Source organism: Clostridium sardiniense, from assembly GCF_019753795.1.
In the GTDB taxonomy this organism is placed as follows: domain Bacteria; phylum Bacillota; class Clostridia; order Clostridiales; family Clostridiaceae; genus Clostridium; species Clostridium sardiniense.
Genome location: NZ_JAIKTU010000004.1, coordinates 1 through 24,098, shown reverse-complemented (window position 1 = coordinate 24,098; position 24,098 = coordinate 1). Strand labels below are relative to the sequence as shown.

Sequence of the window (24,098 nt, the reverse complement as noted above, 5' to 3'; positions counted from 1 at the left end):
GATGAGGAGAGGAGTTACAATAATTGAAGTAATTGCTGTTATAGCTATATTATCTATTATATTTGTCTTTGGAGGATCATCTATAAGTTATTACAAGAGGTTGAATAGAGATGTTGAGGTAGAAAATTTTCTATCCTCATTTAAACATATAGTTACTGAAGGTAAAATAAGTGCCATAGATACAGAATCAAATTTAAAGATAAAGATAGAGAATTCAAATAAAAAGATAAAATTAATGAATGGACATGAGGAGATAAACTCTATTGATATGCCAGAATATATACAGTTAAATAGAAATGGAATTATAGATATAACATCAGAAGGTCAAGTTAAAGCAGGTACTACTATACTAGATAATATTAAAGATAAAGAAAAATATTTTATAAGTATTAGGGTAGGAGTTGATTATATAAATATTGAAAAAAAGAAGATTTAAAATAAAGCATAATGGTTCTATGCTTTTAGAATGTATTGCAGCAATATTTATAATTACAATGGTTTTTATATTGTTTATAGATATGAATAGATCAGATCATAAATCTTTTAAAATTAGAAATGATATGAGAGTAAATAGTATATTACTTAACAATGTAATAAATGAAATAAAGTTTAATACAAGTATAGATGAATTGAAAGATTTATTTTTAGATAACAAGATTACAATAGGAATTAATGAGAATATTTTTGAAGAACTTAAAACAAAAGATATATTAGGTATAAATGATATATTCTCAGATAAGATAATTCAAGTAGAAAAAATTAAAGAAGAGGAAGATGGTATTTTACTAGATTTTGCACTTATTGAAAATGGAGAGGATATAGTTTTAAAGGAAGAGGTAAAGAAAGAGATTTGGATGGGAGAAAGAGATTTAAAAAAGGATATACAATAATTGAATGTATTGCATATATTTTTATTTCCTCAGTATTAGTTACATTAATTATGAATACGACATTAGAGATATATAAATATACATCTAGACGAACTGAAATGATCAATAGAGAAGATGAGATAGATAATGCAATATTAAATATTAGAAAAATATTTAATGAAGTAGGTAATACAAAATATATTGTAAATAATAACAAGATAGAAATAATAAAAGAAGAACAAGGTAAGGAACAAGTAGATAATAATTCTAGTGATATTAATGTAAATTCTAAAGAATTTGAAGTTATAAGTAGGAATTTGAGAGTTAAATATTATTCATTTAATAATGGAAATAAAGAGTATAAAACATCAAACTTAATTTTAGAGAATGTGAAATCCTTCAATGTATATAAGAAGGAGAACCTAATATATGTGGAAATTGTAGTTGATGATAGGAGTTACTTAGTATGTTTATAAAGAAAAGAGGGTATGTATTGATAAGCTCTTTTGCATTAATTACTTTTATAACTATAGTAATTTTAGGTGGAGTAACTATATTTAAGATGAACCTAAAATATAGTAGTAAATATAAAATACATGAAAGTATGATGGACTTAAGGTCAACACAACGAACTATACTTGATATAGTTAATAAGTGGGCTTTGGATAATAGTGAGCAGTTAATAAAAGATATGGAAGATGATATATATTACAATATAAGGGATAGGGATTATAATATTAAATTAACTTATTTAAAAAATGAGGATACATTTAAGATAAATTATGGAATAAAAAATTTAGATAATTATATGTATTGCACTTATATAAAGTCTTTAATTTCTGATGATGAAATTAAAGATACAACGGAAAAATTTAATATAATTCTTATTTTAAAAAGAGAGGTTATAATTGAATGATAAAAAGTAAAAAAGAAATACTTATATTTAAAAACAAATATAAATATGGTGAAGAAATTTTAGGTATAGAAGACATCAAATCAGAAGTTATAAAAAGTAGAAATAGTAAATTTTTAATATTAGATGAAGAAATTTATATAAAAGAATACAATAAAACAAAAATAACAGATATAAAGATCCTTATAGAGAATGAGATAAAACAAGAATTTAGTTCTGATGATTATTTAATACACTTTAGTGTTGATTATAAAAATAAAAAGACACTTATTTATGCTATAAAAGGTGGTGTGAAGATATTACCTTTTTTAGATTACATAAAAAAAATAGAAGTGAATCCAATTCAGTTTTTAATATTAAAGTATGTAAGAAAAAAGATAAGAAAACAAAATTTTGAATCTATTATAGAAATAGAGGGTAAGTATTATTATATAAAGGTAAGAAATAATAGAATAATAAGAAATTTAGTAGCTATATCTAAAGATGAGATTGAAAAAATAGATAATGTAGTTTTTGGAAAGTTTGAGTTTCCATTTAAAAGTAAGAATTTAATTATTGGAGAGAAATAATGAATAGAAATTTTATACCTGAAAAATTTATTGAAAAACAGGATAAGAAATATAAAAGAAGTATAAATAGAGGATTATTAATGATATTAATTTGCAATTTACTTATATTACCTATAAACATAAGTAACATTATAGAAAATAAAAAGAATATTAATAATGTAGAAATAGAGAATAGTATTGATAATAAAATTTCGTATTCCAAGAAAGAAATACTGAAGTGGATAGAAGTATTAGATTTATATGCAAGCTTTGGAGAAATAAAAAATAATTCTGGAGAGATACTTATGATAAATGATAAGTACTTAAAGGATATTAAGGAAAATTTAGATATTATTAAGATTAATAATTATGATGAGGGGTATTCTTTAAATGTGGTTGGTGATAATAAATGAAAAAAATGTATATTAAATACATAATATTAATTATTTTATTAGTAATACAAGGTTCTATATTAATATCTTCAGAAAAGAAAGAAGAAAAAAAGAACTTTATTGATGCTGTAAAAGTATCTTCTAGTGAAAGTACAAAGGATATAAATGAAATATTTAATGATTTTAAAAAGATAAATGGTGCAAAGATTAATAGTATAGATAATGAAGATGGTATAAAAATAGATATAACTTTTGAAGGAAACAAAAGCGATGTATCGACATTTATGGATAATATATTAGGATATTGTATATCAGAATATGAAATAAGTTATCAAAATGAAAAATTTTTACTAAAATTATTGCTTCAAGAGTATAAAAATAAAGAAAATATATAATAATATTTAGAGAAAGATTTTAAATATATAAAAATACTGTTAAATTAACAGGTTAAATAATTGCATTTAACAGTGACTTTTGATAAAATAGCATTGTATGTCAGAAGAAACCAAATTATGATTATATATGATTAAAAGTTAATAGTATAACTTATTTGGAATTGAATTTATACTTTTGGAGGGATATTTAATGATATCAGCAGGAGATTTAAGAAAAGGTACAACTTTCGAACACGAAGGACAAGTATTTACAGTTGTAGACTTTTTACACGTTAAACCAGGAAAAGGTGCAGCTTTCGTTAGAACGAAGTTAAGAAACGTTATATCAGGAGGAGTTACTGATACAACTTTCAACCCAACAACTAAGTTCCAAGAAGCTGTAATTGAAAGAAAAGAAATGCAATATTTATACACTGATGGAGAGTTATACTACTTCATGGATCAAGAAACATATGATCAAATTCCTTTAAACTATGAAAAGGTTGAAGATGCTATAAAGTACTTAAAGGAAAATATGTTTGCTATTATTAAATTCTACAAAGGTGATGCTTTCTCAGTTGAAGCTCCAAACTTTGTTGAATTATTAATAACACACAGTGAACCAGGTGTTAAAGGAAATACTGCAACAAATACATTAAAACCAGCTACTGTAGAAACAGGTGCAATCATAAACGTTCCAATGTTCGTTAATGAAGGAGACACTATAAGAATTGACACAAGAACTGGCGAGTACATGGAAAGAGTTTAATAGTATAACAAATTGCTAAGTTCTTAGAACTTAGCAATTTTAATATAAAAGGAAGTGTTGATGTGAATCATATAAGAGAAGAAATCCAAGAGCTAAATGATTATATAGATAAAATAGATATTAACGAAAATAAAGAAGTGTTAAATAAAGTTTCTAATATATTAAGTAAGATGACTGATAAGATTGAGGAACTTACAATAAATCAAGAAACAATGCAAGAGAATCTAGAATATATGGATGATGATCTTTCAGGAATTCAAGAAGAATTATTTGAGGAAGTTTCATTAGAAGAATTAACTGAGATAGAAGATGAATATAAAGAAGTAAAGTGTATTCATTGCAATAAACCAGTATTTATTGAAGCTTCTGCAATTGAAGAAAATAGTAATATACCATGTCCATATTGTAATAAAAATATAATGAATTAGTTGTTTTAAGAGTTTTGATTTCAAAGCTCTTTTTTTTATGCTCATTTTACATATTTTTTTTGAAAAGAGTAATATTTGTTAGGTGAAATAAATATTAATTATAGAGAATAAAAGAAGTTTTACTATATTAGGAGGTAGAGTGAGTGTTGAAGGAAGAAAGTATATTGAATATTTTTCCTGAAAAGATTGCTGACACAATTGATAAATATAAAAATGAAAAAATTCAAGAAATACGTATAAAGATAAATAAACCTATTATCATATATACAAATGAGGGAGAGGTAATATTATCTAATGAGGTTACAAAGGAAGAATTTAAATTTATTCTTCAAAGGATATCAAATTATTCAATATATGCCTATGAAGAGGAAATAAAGCAAGGCTTTATAACATTAAAGGGAGGACATAGAGTTGGAATAGCTGGTGAATGTGTTATGGAAAATAATAAAATTAAAACTATTAAAAATATTTCATCTCTAAATATAAGAATATCTAAAGAAGTAATCGGATGTGGAAAAAAGGTCCTTAAGTATATAACAAATAATAATGTTGTTAGAAATACATTAATTATATCTCCACCTAAATGTGGGAAGACAACTATATTAAGGGATATAACAAGAATATTATCATCAGGAGATATGAAAGAAAATTTAATGGGTAAAAAAATTGTGGTAATAGATGAAAGAAGTGAAATTGGAGCAAGTTATGTTGGTATTCCACAAATGAATTTAGGAATTAGAACTGACATATTAGATAATTGTCTTAAAAAAGAAGGTATGCTCATGGCTATTAGATCATTATCACCAGATGTTTTAATATGTGATGAGATTGGAACTGAAGAAGATATAAGTGCATTAAATACAGCATTTAATTCAGGGGTTAATATTGTAGTTACTGTACATGGATCTAATCTTGAAGATATCAAAAAGAGGAAAGCTTTTGATAATCTTTTATTAAGTGGAATTATAGAAAGAGTAATAGTTCTAAGCAATAGATTAGGAGTTGGAACAATTGAGAATGTGTATTCCATAAAGAGAGATGGTGAAATAGTATGTTTAGGCTAATGCTTCTATTATTAATATTTTGCTGCTTTTGTTATGGGGGATATATTTTAGGAGAAAGATTTAACAAAAGGCACAAAACTCTTCAAGAAATTTTAAAGAGTATATTACTTCTTCAAAATGAAGTTGTGTATAATACAACTCCTCTACCAGAAGCATTATTTTCAATTGGAGCAAAATGCAGGATGCCACTAAGTGAATTATTTACAAAGGTTGCAGACTTATTATTACAAGGGAAAAGAGAGAGTGTGTACCATGCTTTTAACAGTGTTTATAAAGATGAAAAAGATAAGTTATATCTAAATAAAGAGGATGAACGAGCAATTTCAGATTTTTTAAAATCATTAGGTGAACTTGGAGTATATGGGCAAGAGAAGATGTTTAATTTAGTTATATCTAATTTAAATATAAATATAAAAGAGGCAGAATTAATAGCAAATAAAAATACAAAATTATATAGATATTTGGGTATATGTATAGGGGCAATGGTAATTATATTTTTACTATAAGTTAGGAGGGGTGAAATGTTAGATATAAGTATATTATTTAAAATTGGTGGTGCTGGAGTATTAATAATAATATTAGATAAAGTTTTAAAAAGTAGTGGAAAGGATGACATAGCAGTAATAACTAATATAGCTGGAGTAGTTATTCTATTACTTATGATTGTTTCACTTATTGGAGATTTATTTCAATCAGTTAAAACTATGTTTATGTTATAGGTGATTTAATATGGTTATTTTAAAGGTAGTTTCCTTTGCACTAATTGCATTGTTTATTTATCTGTTATTTAAAGATAAAAGAAGTGATTTAGCTGTTTTAGTTTGTCTTGCAGCAGGAGTAATGATTTTTGTTTTTATGTTAGGTGAGCTTCAGAATATAATTTCATTCTTAAGAGATATTGCAAATAGAGCTGGAATTGATATGGTTTATATTGGGATAATAATGAAAATACTTGCTATTGCATATTTGGCATCTTTTGCGGCAGAGGTATGCAAAGATGCAGGTGCATCAACAATAGGTTCTAAAGTAGAGTTTGCAGGAAAAATTATGATCTTAGCACTTGCGATACCAATACTTATGGCGGTATTAGACTCTATTTTAAAGATCTTGTAGGTGAGTATTTATGAAGATAAAATTTAAAAAGACAGTAATTATAACTATTCTTACAATAATATTTTCAATTATTCCAATAATAACATCATTTTCTGGAGGAAGTGTTGCAAAGGCTGAAAATAAAACAGTAGAAATTAATAAGGAAGAGGTCTTAGATGGCGAAACTAAGGAAGGGCTTAATAATTTATATGAATATATAAATAAGATGAAAACAGATGTTGAATTAGTAAATGAGCTTGATCCTATTGAATATGTAAAGTCATATATTGAAGAAGGACATGGTAATTTAAGTTTTTCAGTAGTTTTTAAAGCTATAATAAGTTTATTATTTAGAGAAGTTAGAAGTGTTCTGAAACTTGTTATATCAGTTATAGTCATAGCTATATTATGTTCGTTACTTAAAAACTTACAGGATGCTTTTAAAAATGAAAATATATCGCAAATTGCTTTTTTTGCATGTTACTCAATATTAGTTATGATACTTTCAAAAAGTTTCATGATATCAATAGCAGTTGCAACAGATGCTATTAATGAAATTGCAAACTTTATGGCAGCACTATTGCCTATCTTAGTTACAATGATTGCTCTAGCTGGAGGATTTGTACAAGCGGCTACATTAGATCCAATAATTTTAGTAGCTGTTACAATGATACCTAGAATATATATTTCTATAATAATACCTTTAATATTAATAGGCTTTGTAATGGAATTTGCAAATAATATATCAACTGAGCATAAGATAGATAATTTGTGTAAGCTAGTAAAACAAATAATAATGTGGTCTCAAGGAATAATCATAACTGTATTTATTGCAACTTTAACTATAAGAGGGATTACAGCAGATACAATGGATGCAGTTGCACTTAAAACTACTAAGTTTGCAGTTGATAATTTCATTCCTATAGTTGGAAAAACATTCTCAGATGCTATAACCTCGGTTGCAGGCTATTCTTTAATAATTAAAAATGCAATAACAGGTGTAGGGCTTATTGTAATTGTATTAGTACTTTTATATCCAATAATAAAACTAGTTCTTATGTCATTTATATATAAGTTATCTGCAGCATTAGTTGAACCTATAAGTGATAAAAGAATAACTTCATCTATAGCAGCAGTTGGAGATGCCCTTATACTATTACTCTCATGTGTAATAAGTATAAGTTTTATGTTCTTTATTTTATTAGGAATTATGGCATCAGCGGGTAAATTTGTAGTAGGAGGATAAGAAATTTGGAATTGTTAAATAATTTTGTAATAACACTAGTTACAACATTAATATTTATTGCTGCTGTTGAATTAATTGCACCAGATAACAATATGAAGAAATATTTGAAGTTTGTTTTAGGGTTAATACTTATAGCAGTTATTTTAAATCCTATCTTAACAATAATTTTAAATGGTGAAGAAGAGTTAAAAGATGCAATTAGTTCCTATGAAGGTAAATATAATACTAATAAAAAAATAGAAAAGAATGATGACGAACTATCCAGGGTTAAAAATGAAAGCTTTAAAAAAAATTTTAATAAAAATTGTGAAAATATATTAAAAAAAGAATTTAAAGATTTAGAGTTTAAATGTGAGGTAGATTGTGAGGTTGATTTTAATAAGACTGATTTTACAATAAATAGGCTAGATATAAGAGTTAAAGATAAAAATATAAAAAAAATAGATAAGATAGATAAAGTAGATATAAAACCTAAGGGAGAGAATAAAGAAAAGATAGAAAATGTTAAATATAAAGAAGTAGTTAAGTTTGTTTCAAAAGAATTAGATATTGATGAAGGGAAAATTAACATATATAAAATGGAGTAAAGGAGATGGTAGAGTGGATGGAAAAAAGATTAAAAAAATCATAGATGATTTTTTTAAAAATAAGAATATAAACATGTTAATTATTATTATTGTTATTATTGCATTTTTACTTTTAGCATTAAATGTACTAAAACCTTCTAAAGAAAAATATAGTAACCAAGAGACTGCAACAGCAAGTGGATTAGAAAGTGAAGGTTTAAATAATAACTCAACTGAAAGTAGTGTAAAAGATGAATATGAAAGAGAACAAAAGGAGCAATTAACAACAATATTAAAAAAAATGGATGGTGTTGGAAGTGTGGATGTAATGATTTCTTTTGAAAGTGGAGAGAAGAAAGTTCCGGCATATGATGAAGATACGCAAACCTCAGTTACAGAAGAAACAGATAGTGAAGGAGGAAAGCGTGTAAATGAACAAAAAAATGACGGTTCAAAAGTTGTTATGACAACTAAAGACGAGGGTAATGAGCCTTTTATACTTCAAACATATAAGCCGAAAGTAATAAGTGTTTTTGTTGTGGCAGAAGGAGCGGAAAATAGTAAAACAAAATATGAAATCCAAAAAGTTGTATCAAATTTATATGACCTTTCTATTGATAAAGTTAATGTATATTCCATGAATAGTTAGCATATAATTCAATAGGTAAAGGATGGGAGGAGAATAAAATGAATAAAAAACAATTTGGTATTATTTTCACTTTGCTAGGACTAATAATATGTGTTGGTCTTCTAGCGACGAAGCTTAATGAAGGTGGACTAAATGATCCAACTGATTTAAGTCAGGTACTTTCAGCAAATGAAGAAGAAAAGGATAAAGATAAAGAAACAGTGGCTCAAAAGGATTTCTTCTATGATTCTAGAACAGAAAAGGAAACAAGCGATGCTGAAACAATTACAAACTTAAAAGCAATAATTGAGGATAAGAATACCTCAAAAGATCAAAAAGCTAGTGCTCAAAAACAACTTTTAGAAAAGACTAAGCAAAAGGATAATGAAAATAGAGTTGAAATTAACATAAAGAATAAAGGGGTAAAGGATGTATTATGTACTATTGATGGTAGTAAAGCGAAGGTGTTTGTAAAGACTGATGGTATTGATGAAAAAATGAGTTTACAAATACAAGAAATAGTGCAAGATGTTGCAAATATAAACGATATCTCAATAGAAGTAAAAAAATAAATGCATTGTAATGTAAAATCATATTTGATATAATAAGCATAAGATAATAGTTTCGCAAAGTGCGAAGCCTAGGAGGTCGAAGTGAATGGAAAACTTCAATAATGAAAACATTGGAATTGTAAAGATTTCAGATGAAGTTGTATCAGTTATTGCTGGCATTGCAGCAGAAGAAATTGATGGAGTTATGGAATTCCAACATGGAGTTACAAACAACATATCACAGCTACTTAAAGGTAAGAAGTCATCAGGTAAGGCTGTAAAGGTTACTTTAGAAGAAGATAGAGCAAGAATTGAGATGGCAGTTACTGTAGAGTACGGTGTGAAAATACTAGATGTTATAGGTGCAGTTCAAGAAAATGTTAAGAAGACTGTAGAAGCTATGACAGGATTAGTTGTAAGTAGCGTAGATGTGTATGTTCAGAACATATATCTACCAAAGAGTTCAGAAAAAGAATCAAAGGAAATGTAGTTTCACCCTCTGATATTCAGAGGGTGTTTCCTTGCTTGAATATATAATGTTTAACACTATTAGAATAAGTCTATAATAAGATTAGAAGAGGAATCATTAGGAGGAAAAGATGAGTAGAAAAGTATCAAGAGAGAAAGCAATGGAATTAATATTTAGCACAATGTTAACAAAGGAATCATATAACGAGGCAATGGAAACATTTGTTGAAAATTATGAAGGCAATATAAAAGAAGTAGATTTAGAGTACATAAAAGAAGTTTTAAAAGGTGTAGAAGAAAATAAAGATTCAATAGATAATTTAATAAAAGAAAATTTACAAAAGTGGAAAATAGAAAGAATATCAAAAGTAAATCTTGCAATACTAAGACTTGCAGTTTATGAAATGAATTATGTAAATGATGTACCTGAAAAGGTTGCTATAAATGAAGCATTAGAAATAACAAAGAGATATTCAGATGAAAAGTCAGTTTCATTTGTTAATGGAGTTTTAGATAAGATATATAAGAATAAATAGGGGGATTTATCTTGGATAAGATTATTGATGGTAGAGAGGTTTCAAAAAATATTAAAGAAAATATAAAGAATTTTATAGAATATAGAAAAGAAAATGGGCAGATAGTTCCTAAAATTGCATCTATATTAGTTGGTGATGATGGTGGATCAATATACTATTTAAATTCACAAGAGAAGGTAGCAACTTCTCTTGGAGTTTTATTTGATAAGATTATGTTAGATAGCACTATAATGGAAGAGGAGCTTGTTTCATTAATTGATAGTCTAAACAATGATGAGAATGTTCATGGGATAATGCTTCAATTACCATTACCAAAGCATATTAATGAAAAAAGAGTGCTTAATGTTATATCTCCAAAGAAAGACATTGATTGCTTAACATATGAAAGTGTTGGTAAATTATATCTTGGAGAAGATACATTTATGCCTTGTACACCTAATTCAGTAGTAACATTATTAAAAGAATATAAGGTTGCTTTAGAAGGTAAAGAGGTGGTTATTTTAGGAAGAAGTAATATAGTTGGAAAACCTGCGTTTCAAATGCTTTTAAATGAAAATGCAACAGTCACAATATGCCATTCAAGAACTAAGGATTTAAAAAAAGTTTGTAAAAGAGCGGATATATTAGTTGTTGCTATTGGAAGCCCCAAATTTATTACATCTGAATATATAAAAGAAGGTGCAGTGGTAATTGACGTTGGTACTTCATCATTTGAAGGGAAAATAACTGGTGATGTTGATTTTGATAATGTTTTAGAAAAAGCATCTTTAATAACTCCAGTCCCAGGTGGAGTAGGAGCACTTACAACTACACTTTTAATTAATAATGTTTGTGAGGCAATTAAAAAAAATGAGAATTAAAATATTAAATGTTTCAGAGGTTAATAATTATATAAAAAAAATTATAGATAATGACTTCATATTAAATAATCTCTCTGTAAAAGGAGAGATTTCTAATTTAAAGTATCATTCAAGTGGCCATATATATTTTTCTTTAAAAGATGATAATGGGAAAATAAATTGTATTATGTTTAAAGGAGATACTTTAAACTTAGAGTTCACATTAAAAGAGGGGATGGAGGTAATTGTTAAAGCAAGAGCTTCTTTATATCCAGCTAGTGGAAGTCTTCAATTATATTGTAGAGAAATTGAACAAAGTGGAATTGGAGAACTCCATATTAAATTTGAGAGACTAAAAGAGAAACTTCTAAAAGAAGGAATCTTTGATGAGAAATACAAAAAAAATATACCAGACAACCCAAAGAGAATAGGTGTTATAACTGCAAAAACAGGTGCAGCTATACATGATATATTAAATGTTTCCAGAAGAAGAAACTCATCAGTTGATATTGTATTATACCCAGCTAAGGTACAAGGTGAAGGTGGATATAAGACAGTAATTGAAGGAATTAAATACTTTAATATAAAAAAATCAGTTGATGTTATAATAATTGGAAGAGGTGGAGGTTCTATTGAAGAGCTTTGGAATTTTAATGAGGAAGAATTGGCTTATTCAATATTTAAATCTAAAATTCCTGTAATATCTGCTGTAGGGCATGAAGTTGATTATACTATTTCAGACTTTGTTGCAGATTTAAGAGCAGCTACTCCATCACAAGCAGCAGAAATGGCTGTAAATAATAAAAGTGAAATGGCAAATGAACTATTAAGTATTAGAACTTTACTAAATAAAAATATTGATAGTATAATAGGATTAGAAAAAAGTAACATAAGTTCTTTAGAAAGAATATTATTATTAAATTCACCTATTTCAAAAATAAGTAATAGTTACTTAGAATTAGATTCAATAAAAAAGAACTTAGAAAAAGTTATTAAGAATAGATTAGATAAAGAGAGTAATAAATTACAAGAGTTAAATTCACTGTTAATAGCAAATAATCCTTTAACAATCTTAAATAAAGGATATACAGTTGTTAAGAGTGATGATTTAATATTAAAAAGTAAAGATGAATTGATTAAAGATAGAAATATAGAGATATTATTTAAAGATGGTAGTATAAAAGGACAATTTAAGCCTAGTTAAAAAAAGGAGAGAAATATGGCAAAAAAAGTTAGTTATGAAGATATGCTTCAAAATTTAAAAGATATTTTAGATAGCCTTGAAAAAAATGAGTTAAGCTTAGATGAAGCTATGAAAGAATATGAAAAAGGAACTAAGCTAGTAAATAAACTTTACAAAACTTTAAATGAATATGAGGGCAAAATATCTATAGTAGAAGATAATGAAGAAGTGGAGCTTGAGAATAGCAATGAATATTAATGATTTAAAACATAAAATAGATTTATATCTACAAAATTACTTTTGTGGAAAAGATAGTTATAATAAATTAATATATGATGCGGAAAGTTATAGTTTAAATGTAGGTGGTAAGAGAGTAAGACCTATATTAGCAATACTTACATACAATGCTTATAAAAAAGATTGGGAAAAAGCATTTAAAATGGCAAGTGCTATAGAGATGATACACACATACTCCTTAATACATGATGATCTTCCTTGTATGGATGATGACGATTTAAGAAGAGGTAAACCTACGAATCATAAAGTATATGGTGAAAATATAGCAGTACTTGCAGGAGATGCTCTTTTAAATGAAGCTATGATTTTACTTATGGAAAGCGCAAAAGAAAATGGAATTCATGCACTAGATGCATCAATTGAAATTGCAAGGGCATCAGGAGCAGAAGGTATGATTGGAGGTCAAGTTGTTGATATTATAAGTGAAGGAAGAAATATACCAGTTGATGAACTAAAATATATGCATCTTAAAAAGACTGGAGAACTTATAAGAGCTTCAATAGTATCTGGCGCTTTGCTTGGAGAAGCACCTAAGGATGATATAGATAAACTAAATAGTTTTGGAGAAAAATTAGGTCTTGTATTTCAAATAAAAGATGATTTATTAGATGTTATTGGAAATGAAGAAAAATTAGGTAAAAAGACTCATGCAGATGAAGTAAAAGACAAAACAAATTTTGTTTCTGTATATGGAATAGATAAGTGCGAGAATTTGTGCAGAGAACTTACAGAGGATTGTATTGAATTATTAAGAAGTTTAACGGTGAATAGCGATAATTTAATAGAATTAACAAAAAACCTTTTAATAAGGGAATTTTAAAAAGAGGGTTGGGATAGTATGAAGGATATTTTAAGTGAAATAAAATCTCCTGCGGACGTAAGAGTTTTGACTACACCTGAAATGTATGAATTATCAAATGAAATAAGAGATTTTTTAATAGATTCAGTGTCTAAAACAGGAGGACATCTTGCATCTAATCTTGGAGTTGTTGAATTAACCCTTAGTCTATTTAGTGAATTTAATTTAGATAAAGATAAAATAATATGGGATGTTGGACATCAAACTTACATTCATAAGATATTAACTGGTAGAAAAGATAGATTTAAAGAGCTTAGAAAACATAATGGAATGAGTGGATTTCCAAAGAGAAATGAAAGTGTTTATGATTTTTTTGACACTGGACACAGCAGTACATCTATATCAGCTGCATTAGGATTTGCTAGAGCTAGGGATTTAAAAAATGAAGATAATAATGTGGTAGCTGTTATTGGAGATGGAGCTTTAACTGGTGGAATGGCTCTTGAGGCATTAAATGATTTAGGATTTAAAAAGACAAAAATGATTGTGATTTTAAATGATAATCAAATGTCAATATCAACTAATGTTGGAGGGTTATCATCTTATCTAAATAAAGTAAGAATGGAACCTGAATATAATAAGTTTAAAAAAGGAATAAACAATAAATTAAATAACAGTTCAGCTGGTAAACGTATTGCAAAAAAATTAAGTAAAATAAAGGATAGTATAAAACAATTAGTAGTGCCATCTATGCTATTCGAAGATATGGGACTTAAATATTTAGGGCCTATAGATGGACATAATATAGAAGCTATGAAGAATGTATTATCTAAAGCAAAGAATATAGATGAACCTGTAATAATTCATGTTGTAACTCAAAAAGGTAAGGGATATGAACTTGCTGAGAAAAGTCCTGATAAATATCATGGAGTTTCTCCTTTTAATTTAGAAAATGGAGAGCCTATAAATACTGCAAGATGTAATTATTCTAAAGTTTTTGGTAATGCACTAATGAAATTAGCAGAAAAAGATGAAAATATTGTGGCTATAACAGCTGCTATGCCAGATGGAACAGGATTAAAAGGATTTATGGGAAAGTATCCTGAAAGATTCTTTGATGTAGGAATAGCAGAGCAACATGCAGTGACTTTATCAGCCGGAATGGCATGTTCTGGATTAAGACCAGTATTTGCAGTTTATTCAACATTTCTTCAAAGAGCTTTTGATCAGGTTCTACATGATGTATGCATTCAAAATCTTCCGGTAGTATTTGCTATAGATAGAGCAGGATTAGTAGGTGAAGATGGAGAAACACATCAAGGTATATTTGATATATCATATCTTTCCATTATACCTAATATAACAATAGTTACACCTAAGTGTTTAGATGAAGTAGAACCACTTTTAGCTTGGGCTTTAAAACAAGAAAGACCAATAGCTATACGATACCCAAGAGGTGGAGATATAATACCAGAACTTAAAGCATTAGAAAAAATTGAGTTTGCAAAATGGGAAGTTCTAGATGAGGGAAAAGATTCTAAATGTGCAATAATTTCAACTGGAAGAATGACTCAACATTCTATATTAGCAAAAGAAATTTTAAATAAAGAAGGAATATATCCTAAGTTAATTAATGCAACATTTATAAAACCACTTGATGAAGGAATAATTAAGAAATTATCTAATGAAGGATATGATATAATAACAGTAGAAGATAATGTAATTAAAGGTGGATTAGGATCTAATATATTATTATCACTTAATAATTATGGATTTAAAGGAACTTTTAAGGCATTAGGTTATAATGATGAGTTCGTTGAACAAGGTGATACTACCATTCTTTATAGTGAGTGGAATTTAGATCCAAAGGGAATAAGAGATGAAGTATTAAAATTGTTAAAAACAAGGAGATAAAAATGGCAGATAAGAAAGAGAGACTTGATGTATTATTAGTAGATAGAGGGATAATTTCATCAAGAGAAAGAGCTAAAACAAATATAATGGCTGGAAAAGTATTTGTAGATGGACAAAGAGTTGATAAAGCAGGAGCAAAAGTTAGTGTAACTTCTAATATTGAATTTAAAGGTGACACTATACCCTATGTAAGTAGAGGTGGACTTAAGCTTGAAAAAGCCATGAAGGAATTTCCTTTAGTTCTAGATGGCAAAGTTTGTATGGACATAGGAGCATCTACAGGCGGATTTACAGATTGTATGCTTCAAAACGGCGCTAGAAAAGTATTTTCAGTTGATGTTGGATATGGACAATTTGCATGGAAGCTTAGAACTGATGAAAGAGTCGTTTGTATGGAGCGTACTAATATTAGATATGTAACTCCAGAAGATATAGGAGAAAAGCTTGATTTTGCATCAATAGATGTTTCATTTATATCATTAAAAACAATTATGCCAGCTACTATAAATCTTTTAAAAGATGATGGTGAAGTTGTAGCTTTAATTAAACCTCAATTTGAAGCTGGAAGAGAAAAGGTAGGTAAAAAGGGAGTAGTTCGTGAAGAAAGCACCCATAAAGAAGTGGTAAACTCTATAGTAAATTATCTATTAGAGCATGATTTAAATATATTGGGGGTTAGTTACTCACCTATAAAAGGACCAGAAGGAAATATAGAGTATTTATTATACTTTACTAAAAATAAAGAAAAAGTTAGTAACTTTAAGATGGAAGATATAGAAAATGTAGTATCTGCTTCACATTCAGAAATATAAAAGGCGGGATATTTATGAGACATATAGGTATTGCAATAAATCCATCTAAGGATTGCGAAGGAATTATTGTAAATTTAGTTATTGAAAAATTAAATAAGGCATTTGATAAAGTAAAAATAGATATATTCAATACATATGAAATTAAATGCAGTGATCTTTCAAAAAATATAGAATTACTTATTGTGCTAGGTGGAGATGGAACATTACTTGGTGTTGCAAGAAAGATATCTAATAAAATGGATATACCACTACTTGGAATAAATATTGGTAATCTTGGATTTTTAAGTAGTATTGATATATCAGAAATAGATAAAGCTATATTTAAACTTAAAAATGATCTTTTTAAGGTAGAAGAGAGAATGCTTTTAAAATGTAAGATAAATGACGTTAAAAATGATGAACAAATAGCATTAAATGACATTGTAATTGCAAGGGGTACGTTATCAAGAATGACTAAGTTTAATATATATGTTGACGGAAAATATTACAGTTCCTTCAAAGGTGATGGTCTTATTATTGCAACACCTACTGGTTCTACAGCATATTCATTTTCAGCAGGTGGACCATTTATATATCCAGACTTAGATGTTATATTAATAACACCTATTTGTCCCCATACAAAAAGTATGCAAACTATGGTTCTTAGAGGAGATAGTAAAATAACAATTAAAACATTCCATGAAGAGGAAGAACTTTATCTAACTGTTGATGGTCAAAAAGTATATGAAGTAGACAAGAAGGCTATAATTAAAATAAGTAGAGCTGAGAGAGAAGCAAAGCTAGTACAATTTGATGATTATGACTATTTTGAAGTATTAAGAACAAAAATTTTAAATAAATAATAGAATGAGATGGTGAGGTACATTGAAATCAAAAAGACATGAAAAAATATTAGAAATTATTAAAGAGAAAGATATAGAAACTCAAGAAGAGCTTGCTGAAGAGTTAAAAAAATCTGGATTTGATGTTACTCAAGCAACTGTTTCAAGAGACATTAAAAATTTAAAACTATTAAAGATGCAGTCAGTTGCAGGGAAATATAAGTATGTTGTTCCGACAAAAGAGTCATCAAATATTAATGACAAACTTGCAAATATATTAACAAATGCTGTTGTACATGTTGAGAATGTAGATAAGATGGTAGTTGTAAAAACTTTTACAGGTGGAGCATCTGCGGCAGCTGAAGCAATTGATAGCTTAGGATTCGAAGATATAGCAGGTACTGTTGCAGGTGATAATACAATATTTATTTTAGTTAGAAGTCTTGAAGGGGCAGAAGACCTTGTAACTAGCATACAAAGTAGAATTAATGAGTAATTATAGGTGGTATAGATGTTAATACAATTAAATATTAAAAATTTTGCGCTTATTGAAGAAATATCAATAGATTTATGTGAAGGATTTAATATATTATCTGGAGAAACTGGGGCAGGTAAGTCAATTTTAATAGATGCAATAGATTACGTGCTTGGCGGGAAGTTTTCAAAAGATTTAATTAGAACAGGGGAAAGTAGAACACGGGTTGAAGCTATATTTGATATTAAAGATAGTAAACTTTTTGATGTATTAAATGAATTAGAAATAGAATTTGATGATACATTAATAATATCAAGGGAAACATTATTAAGTGGGAAAAGTATCATAAAAGTAAATGGTAAAAGTCTAATTGTAAATCAATTAAGAAGAATAAGAGAAAAACTTTTGGATATTCATGGACAACATCAAAATCAGAGTTTACTTCAAAAAAGTAGTCATGTTAATTATTTGGATAGTTATATTGGTGAAAAAATAGAAAATGAATTAGATAAATTTTTAATTTTAAGAGAAGAACTATTAAAAACCAGAGAAAAGATAAAAAATATCAATGGAAATAAAGATAGAGATAAATTAGTAGATTATATTAAATTTCAGATTGAAGATATTGAAAAAGGTAAATTGAAAATAGGTGAAGAGGAAGACTTAAAAGACGAATATAATATTCTATCTAATGCAGAAAAAATAACTCTTGCAATTAGTAATAGCTATAATCTTTTAAATGGTATGGAATCTTCAAGTGTACTTGATTCTCTTTCAAAAGTAATATCAGAGTTAACTTCTGTTGAGGAGCACTTGTTAAAAATAAAAGAAAAAAAAGAAGTTATAGAAGAAGCTTTTTATAATATAGAAGAAGCATCAAGAGAACTTAGAGATATGTCTGATGATATACATTATGATGAAGAGGAACTGGCAAGAATAAATGAAAGATTATTTACTATAAATAGCTATAAGAAGAAATATGGTGGATCAGTTGAACTAGTTATATCTAATTATAATGATTTAAAAAAACAATATGAGGAATTAGTACATGCTGAAGAGATAATTAAAGAACTTGAAGAAAAAGAAAAAGAAATTTTTGCTAAAATGAAAAAAGTTGGTGAAAAAATTTCTTCTATTAGAAAATCTTATAGTAAGGAACTTGAAGATAAGATTTTATCAGAATTATCTTATGTTGGATTAGATAAATCAAGAATGAATATACTGATAGAACAACAGGATGATTTTAATGAAAAAGGTTTTGATGACGTTACATTTATGATTTCAACAAATCCAGGAGAACCACTAAAATCGCTTGAAAAAGTTTTGTCAGGTGGAGAATTATCTAGAATAATGCTTGCACTAAAATGTGTTTTTGCGGATAAAGATGATATTCCAACATTAATTTTTGATGAAATAGATACTGGTATTAGTGGGCAAGTCGGACAAAGAGTTGGAGAAAAGATGTATCAAGTATCTAAGAATCATCAAGTTTTATGTATAACACATTTACCTCAAATAGCTATATTATCTGATCATCATTATTTTGTGTCTAAAGAAGTTAAAAATGAGAAGACATTTACAAAGATAAGAGTATTATCAATTGATGAAAAAATATATCAAGTAGCTACAATGCTAGGTGGAGATAGTGTAACTAATGCAACATTGGAAAATGTAAGAGAGATGTTTGAAAACTCAAATACAAAAAAAACAGAATTAAAAGCAATATAATACATATCTGAGAGGATAAAAGGAAAAAATAAAATCACGGTAACTCTGTGGTTTTATTTTTTTGTTTTAAAAAAATTTGTCTATTATAGTAAAGTTAATACAGAATATATGGCATGTCTTCAGGGTAACTTAAGAACAGAGGCAAAGGAGGAGAAGAGATGAAAAGGAAAATAATAAAATCTATAAGTTTCTTAATGACCTTGATAACTATATTGGTATTAACAACAATCTTTACTATTAAAGATATGCCAGATAAGGTATACACAAGTAATGAAATAGAAACAACTTCTATATTTGATGACATTAGCCCTTTAAATCGTTTAACTTATAATGGTGATACTGTAGATATAAGCTTCATGGGATTAATTCCTCTTAAGTCTGTTGCTGTACAAAATATAAAAGATTTAAAATTATATCCTGGTGGAACTAGTGTTGGTGTAAGATTATCATCTAATGGAGTATTAGTTGTAGGATTTTCAGATATAATGATAGGTGATCAAAAAAGTGAAAGTCCATGTAAAACATCTGGAATAGAACTTGGTGATTTAATTACTGAAATTAATGGTAAAAAAGTGTATACGACTAAGGAAGTAATGAATATAGTAAGAAGTTCAAAAAAAGATAAAATAGACTTAGTTATAAATAGAGATGGAAAAGATATAAAGAAATCAATGAACATGAAAAAAGAAAAAGATGAATATAAGCTAGGACTCTGGATAAGAGACTCTACAGCGGGAGTTGGTACTTTAACATTTTATCATGAAGAAACAGGGAAATTTGGGGCACTAGGACATCCAATTACAGATGGAGACACAAATACTAAATTTACTGTAAAATCTGGGGAATTATTAGAGGCATCTGTAATTAGCTTAAGAAAAGGAGAAAAAGGAGCACCAGGAGAACTAAAAGGTATTTTTACAAATGAAGATACTCCAATAGGAAGTATTCAAAAAAATACTCAATGTGGAATATTTGGATCAAAGAAAAATGATTATTTGCAAGAAAAAACTGTCACTCCACTTTCAGTTGGTTTTAGGGATGAAATTGAAATTGGTAAAGCTAAGATTATAACTACAATAGATGAAACTGGTCCAAAAGAATATGATATAGAAATTGTAAAAAAGTTAAACCAGGAAACTCCAAGTCCAAAAAGTATGATTATAAAAGTTACTGATGAGGAACTTTTACAAAAGACAGGTGGTATTATTCAAGGCATGAGTGGTAGTCCTATTATACAAAATGGAAAAATAATAGGAGCAGTAACACATGTTCTTATAAATAAACCGGATGTTGGATATGGAATATATATAGATTGGATGTTAGAAGATGCAGGGATTATTAAATAATATAGTTTAAAAGGTAAGGCACAATTTGTCTTACCTTTTTTAATTATAGATATAAAGGTATGAAATAATATAAAAAGCAAACAAAATGGAAAAAATTACTAAAAACTATAGACGAATTACTATAAATAGTGTATAATTTACAAATAGTGGAAGGTTAAACTTGCCGTTAAAATAAAAATATATAAATTATTTCTATTATAAAATTAAGTGTTATCTTATAAAAGGATTTTCTAAATAAATGTCGAATACTTATAAAGTAAGGGAAAATTAACCTTCTTTGAGATAACATACAAAGTTTTGTGGGTAGATATAGTTGTACAATATAAAATGGATAAAGGGGAGAAAAACATGGAAGATTCAAAAATATCTGTACTTATAGCTGATGATAATAAAGAGTTTTGTAGTATTTTGAATGATTATCTATTAAATCAGAAAGATATTATAGTAACTGGTATAGCAAAAGATGGAAGGGAGGCTCTAAGTCTAATAGAAGCTAAAAAACCAGATTTAGTAGTACTAGATATCATTATGCCTCATCTAGATGGATTAGGAGTATTAGAAAAATTAAATAATATGAATTTGGATAAGATGCCAAGAGTTATTGTCCTATCTGCTGTTGGTCAAGATAAAATAACTCAACAAGCAATTACATTAGGAGCAGATTATTATGTTGTAAAACCATTTGATATGGATATATTTACAAAAAGAATAAGAGAAATGTTTAATACTGGTGCACCTAGAGTAAATACAGTAAATAGACAAACTATAAATTCTCAAAATAATGATATGATTTCTCATAATACATCAATATCACACAATGAACCAGTTGATTTAGAAACTGAAATTACAAGTATAATACATGAAATAGGAGTTCCAGCTCACATAAAAGGATATATGTATTTAAGAGAAGCAATAACAATGGTAGTGAATGATATGGAATTATTATCAGCAGTTACTAAGGAACTATACCCATCTATAGCTAAAAAATATAATACTACTGCATCAAGAGTAGAAAGAGCAATAAGACATGCTATAGAAGTTGCTTGGGGTAGAGGACAAATAGACGCTATTAATAAGTTGTTTGGATATACTGTTCATAATGATAAGGGTAAACCAACTAACTCAGAGTTTATAGCAATTATTGCAGATAAATTAAGATTAAAAAATAAGGTATCATAAATGTTGTAGTTGAGCCAAAGTTTAAAATACTATGGCAATAAGCATTGTAAAAATAATTATAAAAAACGTTATTTATAATAATAAAGTGAATATTAAAAAGTTTTAAAATATCTTTTATTTATGGAGTTACAAAGCTCTATAGATAGAAGATATTTTTTTATGCCAAGAATAAAGAAAGTAAGTAATTTAGAAATGTGAGATTTTGTTAGGAATGTATTTCTTGAGGAAACAATTAAGTTTAATATAGGTGTAGAGCTAGTAGATTTTTTAGTGGAATAATTTGCTTATATTTATAATTAGATGTATAATATAAAACTATAATTTTTAAACAAAGGAGGAATAGTTATTAGTATATATTTATCAGTACTTATTTTTTTAATTATATTTATAGGTATATTCGGGAATCGGAATTATAGAAAAATGAAAAGAGAGTATAAAAAGCAAGGGTTAAACTTTATTAACTATTATAATAATGTTGACCATTATGGAGGTGTTAAAGACTTAGGATTTATTGCTGGGGGAAGTGTATATTTATTTGAAGATAGGGTTAGAGTGTATGGAGAAGATATATTTATAAAGGATATCGAATATTGTAGAGTAAAAACAGAAACGGAATTATTTGAACTTATATCACTTAGTAAAGTAATAGCATTTATAAAATTAGCATCATCACTAAAGAAAAAAGAAAAGAGAACTAGACATTATATTTTAATCAAATGCAAATTAAAAGGTGAGATAACAAGACTTGATCTTAGTTTTAAAGATGAAAATGAAGATTTTGTTAGAAGAATTAATGAGTTAATTAATCAGAAAAAAATTGATGAAGAGTTAGCAAATAGTATTAGATTATATAATTATGGTGAATAATATATGCTGAGAAGTAGTAATTTACTACTCTTTTTTTATGAAAGAATTTACTTTTATTTACCATGAATTAAATAATGAGAACGGATTCTTTATGATATTCTAGATAGAAATATCTAGTCTTTTTGGGTAGGAGGAAATTGTATGGAAAGCATAATCAATAAATTAAAGTTAATCTTAAATAATATACTCGTAAATGATTATATGTTTGAACAAAAAGTTAGTGCATAAGCTTTTAGTCTTAACAGAAACAAAATAAAAGATACTTAAGCAATTATAATACTTAGGGCTCAGATTTTATATATAAGTATTAAATAAACCTATTAGAGTCTATTTTTAAATAACAAGAATCATAGATTTATTTAACTATGCAATAAGTTACATTTTAGCTTGATATTATATTAAGTAAATACATTCTCACAATATATATTAAATGTAGGAAAGTTTAAAGAAATTTAAAAGGATTTTCCATATTAATACTTAATATGATGATATCATTTTAAGTATTAAAGTTATATTATGATTAAAAGGAGATTATATGTTTAATTTAAAAAATGAAATAAATTTCTATAAATTAATCTGGCTTTTTATGGTAGGATCTGTCTTAGGATATGCAGTAGAAATGCTTTGGTGTTATATTAGAAATGGTTATTTTGAAAGTAGGCAAGGATTATTATATGGACCGTTTAGTCCCGTATATGGTATAGGATGTGTTCTTCTTACTATAGCATTATATAGATTTGCTAAATTTAGTGGATTAATAATATTTCTTATAAGTGCTATTTTGGGTGGAATATTTGAATATGCATGCTCATGGGGACAACAGAAATTAGTAGGTACAATATCTTGGGATTATACGAGTAATGCTCTTAGTATTAATGGAAGAACAAGTGTTGAGTATTGTGTATTTTGGGGAATATTGGGGGTGTGTTTTATAAAAGAGATATATCCTTTATTTAACAAGCTTATGGCGCATTTTTCTAATAAATCTATAAAAGTTTGGACATACATATTTTTAATAATTATGATACCTAATATTACTTTGTCTGCATTAGCTGTAAGAAGAGAAGTTGCGAGAATAAATCATGTTAAAGCTGATAGTGTTATTGATATATTTCTAGATGAACATTATCCTAATTCATATATGAAAAAAGTATATCCTAATATGATTTTCCCAAAAACTAAAAGTTAGGTCATTAAAAAATGTATACAATGGAGGATAAATAGAATATAAAAATTCATGAAAAGCATTAGGTTAATTCCTGATGCTTTTTTATTGTATTTAAAAAACCACTTGCTATGCAAGTGTGTTCAGATAAGCTTTAGCGGTGTATTATGTAAAAAAACCTCCATTTGTTAAAATAGAATTAGGTTCGCAGCCAAATTCAATAACAAAA

32 protein-coding genes are annotated in these 24,098 nt (G+C 27.2%); all 32 read left to right on the top strand.

Annotated elements, in window-relative coordinates; all coding sequences use genetic code 11:
* Position 1 precedes the first annotated feature (1 nt).
* The 32 genes from K5V21_RS05195 (at position 2) to K5V21_RS05040 (ending at position 23,893) form a co-directional block, all read left to right on the top strand.
* On the top strand, positions 2-436 hold the full coding sequence (locus K5V21_RS05195; RefSeq protein ID WP_221859728.1) for a prepilin-type N-terminal cleavage/methylation domain-containing protein: 435 nt from the start codon (positions 2-4) through the stop codon (positions 434-436).
* Positions 417-890, top strand: coding sequence for a hypothetical protein (locus tag K5V21_RS05190; RefSeq protein ID WP_204595962.1), 474 nt, complete (start codon positions 417-419; stop codon positions 888-890). The genes K5V21_RS05195 and K5V21_RS05190 overlap by 20 nt, the downstream gene beginning before the upstream one ends.
* Positions 851-1,345, top strand: coding sequence for a type II secretion system protein (locus K5V21_RS05185; protein WP_221859726.1), 495 nt, complete (start codon positions 851-853; stop codon positions 1,343-1,345). The genes K5V21_RS05190 and K5V21_RS05185 overlap by 40 nt, the downstream gene beginning before the upstream one ends.
* Positions 1,336-1,785, top strand: a complete 450-nt coding sequence (locus K5V21_RS05180; protein WP_221859724.1) for a hypothetical protein — start codon at positions 1,336-1,338, stop codon at positions 1,783-1,785. Before K5V21_RS05185 ends, K5V21_RS05180 begins: the two co-directional genes overlap by 10 nt.
* On the top strand, positions 1,782-2,351 hold the full coding sequence (locus K5V21_RS05175; RefSeq protein ID WP_221859722.1) for a hypothetical protein: 570 nt from the start codon (positions 1,782-1,784) through the stop codon (positions 2,349-2,351). The genes K5V21_RS05180 and K5V21_RS05175 overlap by 4 nt, the downstream gene beginning before the upstream one ends.
* Positions 2,351-2,743 (top strand): hypothetical protein, encoded by a 393-nt coding sequence (locus K5V21_RS05170; protein ID WP_221859720.1) that lies wholly within the window; start codon positions 2,351-2,353, stop codon positions 2,741-2,743. The genes K5V21_RS05175 and K5V21_RS05170 overlap by 1 nt, the downstream gene beginning before the upstream one ends.
* Positions 2,740-3,117, top strand: a complete 378-nt coding sequence (locus K5V21_RS05165; protein WP_221859718.1) for a hypothetical protein — start codon at positions 2,740-2,742, stop codon at positions 3,115-3,117. Before K5V21_RS05170 ends, K5V21_RS05165 begins: the two co-directional genes overlap by 4 nt.
* A 190-nt stretch (positions 3,118-3,307) precedes the next feature.
* Positions 3,308-3,865, top strand: a complete 558-nt coding sequence (gene efp, locus K5V21_RS05160) for an elongation factor P (RefSeq protein ID WP_204595956.1) — start codon at positions 3,308-3,310, stop codon at positions 3,863-3,865.
* A gap of 62 nt (positions 3,866-3,927) precedes the next feature.
* Positions 3,928-4,293: a CD1247 N-terminal domain-containing protein gene (locus K5V21_RS05155; protein ID WP_204595955.1), complete on the top strand. Its 366-nt coding sequence runs from the start codon at positions 3,928-3,930 to the stop codon at positions 4,291-4,293.
* A gap of 143 nt (positions 4,294-4,436) precedes the next feature.
* A complete protein-coding gene (gene spoIIIAA / locus K5V21_RS05150; protein WP_221859716.1) occupies positions 4,437-5,357 on the top strand; it encodes a stage III sporulation protein AA in 921 nt (306 codons plus the stop codon).
* Positions 5,345-5,863, top strand: coding sequence for a stage III sporulation protein AB (locus K5V21_RS05145; protein WP_221859714.1), 519 nt, complete (start codon positions 5,345-5,347; stop codon positions 5,861-5,863). The genes spoIIIAA and K5V21_RS05145 overlap by 13 nt, the downstream gene beginning before the upstream one ends.
* Before the next feature lie 15 nt (positions 5,864-5,878).
* Positions 5,879-6,076, top strand: coding sequence for a stage III sporulation protein AC (gene spoIIIAC, locus K5V21_RS05140; protein WP_204595953.1), 198 nt, complete (start codon positions 5,879-5,881; stop codon positions 6,074-6,076).
* Between the two features lie 10 nt (positions 6,077-6,086).
* Entirely contained in the window at positions 6,087-6,470 is a 384-nt protein-coding gene (spoIIIAD, locus tag K5V21_RS05135) for a stage III sporulation protein AD (protein WP_221859712.1), read from the top strand.
* Positions 6,471-6,480: 10 nt separating this feature from the next.
* A complete protein-coding gene (gene spoIIIAE, locus K5V21_RS05130; protein WP_204595951.1) occupies positions 6,481-7,695 on the top strand; it encodes a stage III sporulation protein AE in 1,215 nt (404 codons plus the stop codon).
* A 5-nt stretch (positions 7,696-7,700) separates the two neighbouring features.
* Positions 7,701-8,282, top strand: a complete 582-nt coding sequence (gene spoIIIAF / locus K5V21_RS05125) for a stage III sporulation protein AF (protein WP_221859710.1) — start codon at positions 7,701-7,703, stop codon at positions 8,280-8,282.
* 13 nt (positions 8,283-8,295) lie between these two features.
* Complete coding sequence (gene spoIIIAG / locus K5V21_RS05120; RefSeq protein WP_307495485.1) at positions 8,296-8,910, top strand: stage III sporulation protein AG; 615 nt, start codon at positions 8,296-8,298, stop codon at positions 8,908-8,910.
* A gap of 38 nt (positions 8,911-8,948) precedes the next feature.
* On the top strand, positions 8,949-9,461 hold the full coding sequence (locus tag K5V21_RS05115) for a SpoIIIAH-like family protein (protein ID WP_204595948.1): 513 nt from the start codon (positions 8,949-8,951) through the stop codon (positions 9,459-9,461).
* Between the two features lie 85 nt (positions 9,462-9,546).
* Positions 9,547-9,930, top strand: a complete 384-nt coding sequence (locus K5V21_RS05110) for an Asp23/Gls24 family envelope stress response protein (RefSeq protein ID WP_204595947.1) — start codon at positions 9,547-9,549, stop codon at positions 9,928-9,930.
* 109 nt (positions 9,931-10,039) lie between these two features.
* The gene (nusB, locus tag K5V21_RS05105) at positions 10,040-10,444 is read left to right on the top strand and encodes a transcription antitermination factor NusB (RefSeq protein ID WP_204595946.1); all 405 of its coding nucleotides are present in this window, start codon (positions 10,040-10,042) and stop codon (positions 10,442-10,444) included.
* An 11-nt stretch (positions 10,445-10,455) separates the two neighbouring features.
* A complete protein-coding gene (locus K5V21_RS05100; RefSeq protein ID WP_221859708.1) occupies positions 10,456-11,304 on the top strand; it encodes a bifunctional methylenetetrahydrofolate dehydrogenase/methenyltetrahydrofolate cyclohydrolase in 849 nt (282 codons plus the stop codon).
* Positions 11,294-12,487 carry an exodeoxyribonuclease VII large subunit gene (xseA, locus tag K5V21_RS05095; protein WP_221859705.1) on the top strand — a complete coding sequence of 398 codons (1,194 nt, stop codon included), beginning with the start codon at positions 11,294-11,296 and terminating at the stop codon, positions 12,485-12,487. Before K5V21_RS05100 ends, xseA begins: the two co-directional genes overlap by 11 nt.
* Before the next feature lie 15 nt (positions 12,488-12,502).
* Positions 12,503-12,724, top strand: a complete 222-nt coding sequence (gene xseB / locus K5V21_RS05090; RefSeq protein WP_204595943.1) for an exodeoxyribonuclease VII small subunit — start codon at positions 12,503-12,505, stop codon at positions 12,722-12,724.
* Positions 12,714-13,583, top strand: a complete 870-nt coding sequence (locus K5V21_RS05085; protein ID WP_221859703.1) for a polyprenyl synthetase family protein — start codon at positions 12,714-12,716, stop codon at positions 13,581-13,583. Before xseB ends, K5V21_RS05085 begins: the two co-directional genes overlap by 11 nt.
* Positions 13,584-13,601: 18 nt before the next feature.
* Complete coding sequence (gene dxs / locus K5V21_RS05080; protein WP_221859701.1) at positions 13,602-15,476, top strand: 1-deoxy-D-xylulose-5-phosphate synthase; 1,875 nt, start codon at positions 13,602-13,604, stop codon at positions 15,474-15,476.
* 2 nt (positions 15,477-15,478) lie between these two features.
* Positions 15,479-16,288, top strand: a complete 810-nt coding sequence (locus K5V21_RS05075; protein WP_221859699.1) for a TlyA family RNA methyltransferase — start codon at positions 15,479-15,481, stop codon at positions 16,286-16,288.
* A gap of 14 nt (positions 16,289-16,302) precedes the next feature.
* The gene (locus K5V21_RS05070; RefSeq protein WP_221859697.1) at positions 16,303-17,130 is read left to right on the top strand and encodes an NAD(+)/NADH kinase; all 828 of its coding nucleotides are present in this window, start codon (positions 16,303-16,305) and stop codon (positions 17,128-17,130) included.
* 22 nt (positions 17,131-17,152) lie between these two features.
* Complete coding sequence (locus K5V21_RS05065) at positions 17,153-17,605, top strand: arginine repressor (protein ID WP_221859695.1); 453 nt, start codon at positions 17,153-17,155, stop codon at positions 17,603-17,605.
* Between the two features lie 15 nt (positions 17,606-17,620).
* Entirely contained in the window at positions 17,621-19,312 is a 1,692-nt protein-coding gene (gene recN, locus K5V21_RS05060) for a DNA repair protein RecN (RefSeq protein ID WP_221859693.1), read from the top strand.
* 158 nt (positions 19,313-19,470) lie between these two features.
* Complete coding sequence (gene spoIVB, locus K5V21_RS05055) at positions 19,471-20,658, top strand: SpoIVB peptidase (protein WP_221859691.1); 1,188 nt, start codon at positions 19,471-19,473, stop codon at positions 20,656-20,658.
* Positions 20,659-21,006: 348 nt separating this feature from the next.
* Complete coding sequence (gene spo0A / locus K5V21_RS05050) at positions 21,007-21,837, top strand: sporulation transcription factor Spo0A (RefSeq protein WP_204595935.1); 831 nt, start codon at positions 21,007-21,009, stop codon at positions 21,835-21,837.
* Positions 21,838-22,257: 420 nt separating this feature from the next.
* The gene (locus tag K5V21_RS05045) at positions 22,258-22,704 is read left to right on the top strand and encodes a hypothetical protein (RefSeq protein ID WP_221859690.1); all 447 of its coding nucleotides are present in this window, start codon (positions 22,258-22,260) and stop codon (positions 22,702-22,704) included.
* Positions 22,705-23,239: 535 nt separating this feature from the next.
* Positions 23,240-23,893: a putative ABC transporter permease gene (locus K5V21_RS05040; protein ID WP_221859688.1), complete on the top strand. Its 654-nt coding sequence runs from the start codon at positions 23,240-23,242 to the stop codon at positions 23,891-23,893.
* Positions 23,894-24,098: the final 205 nt, after the last annotated feature.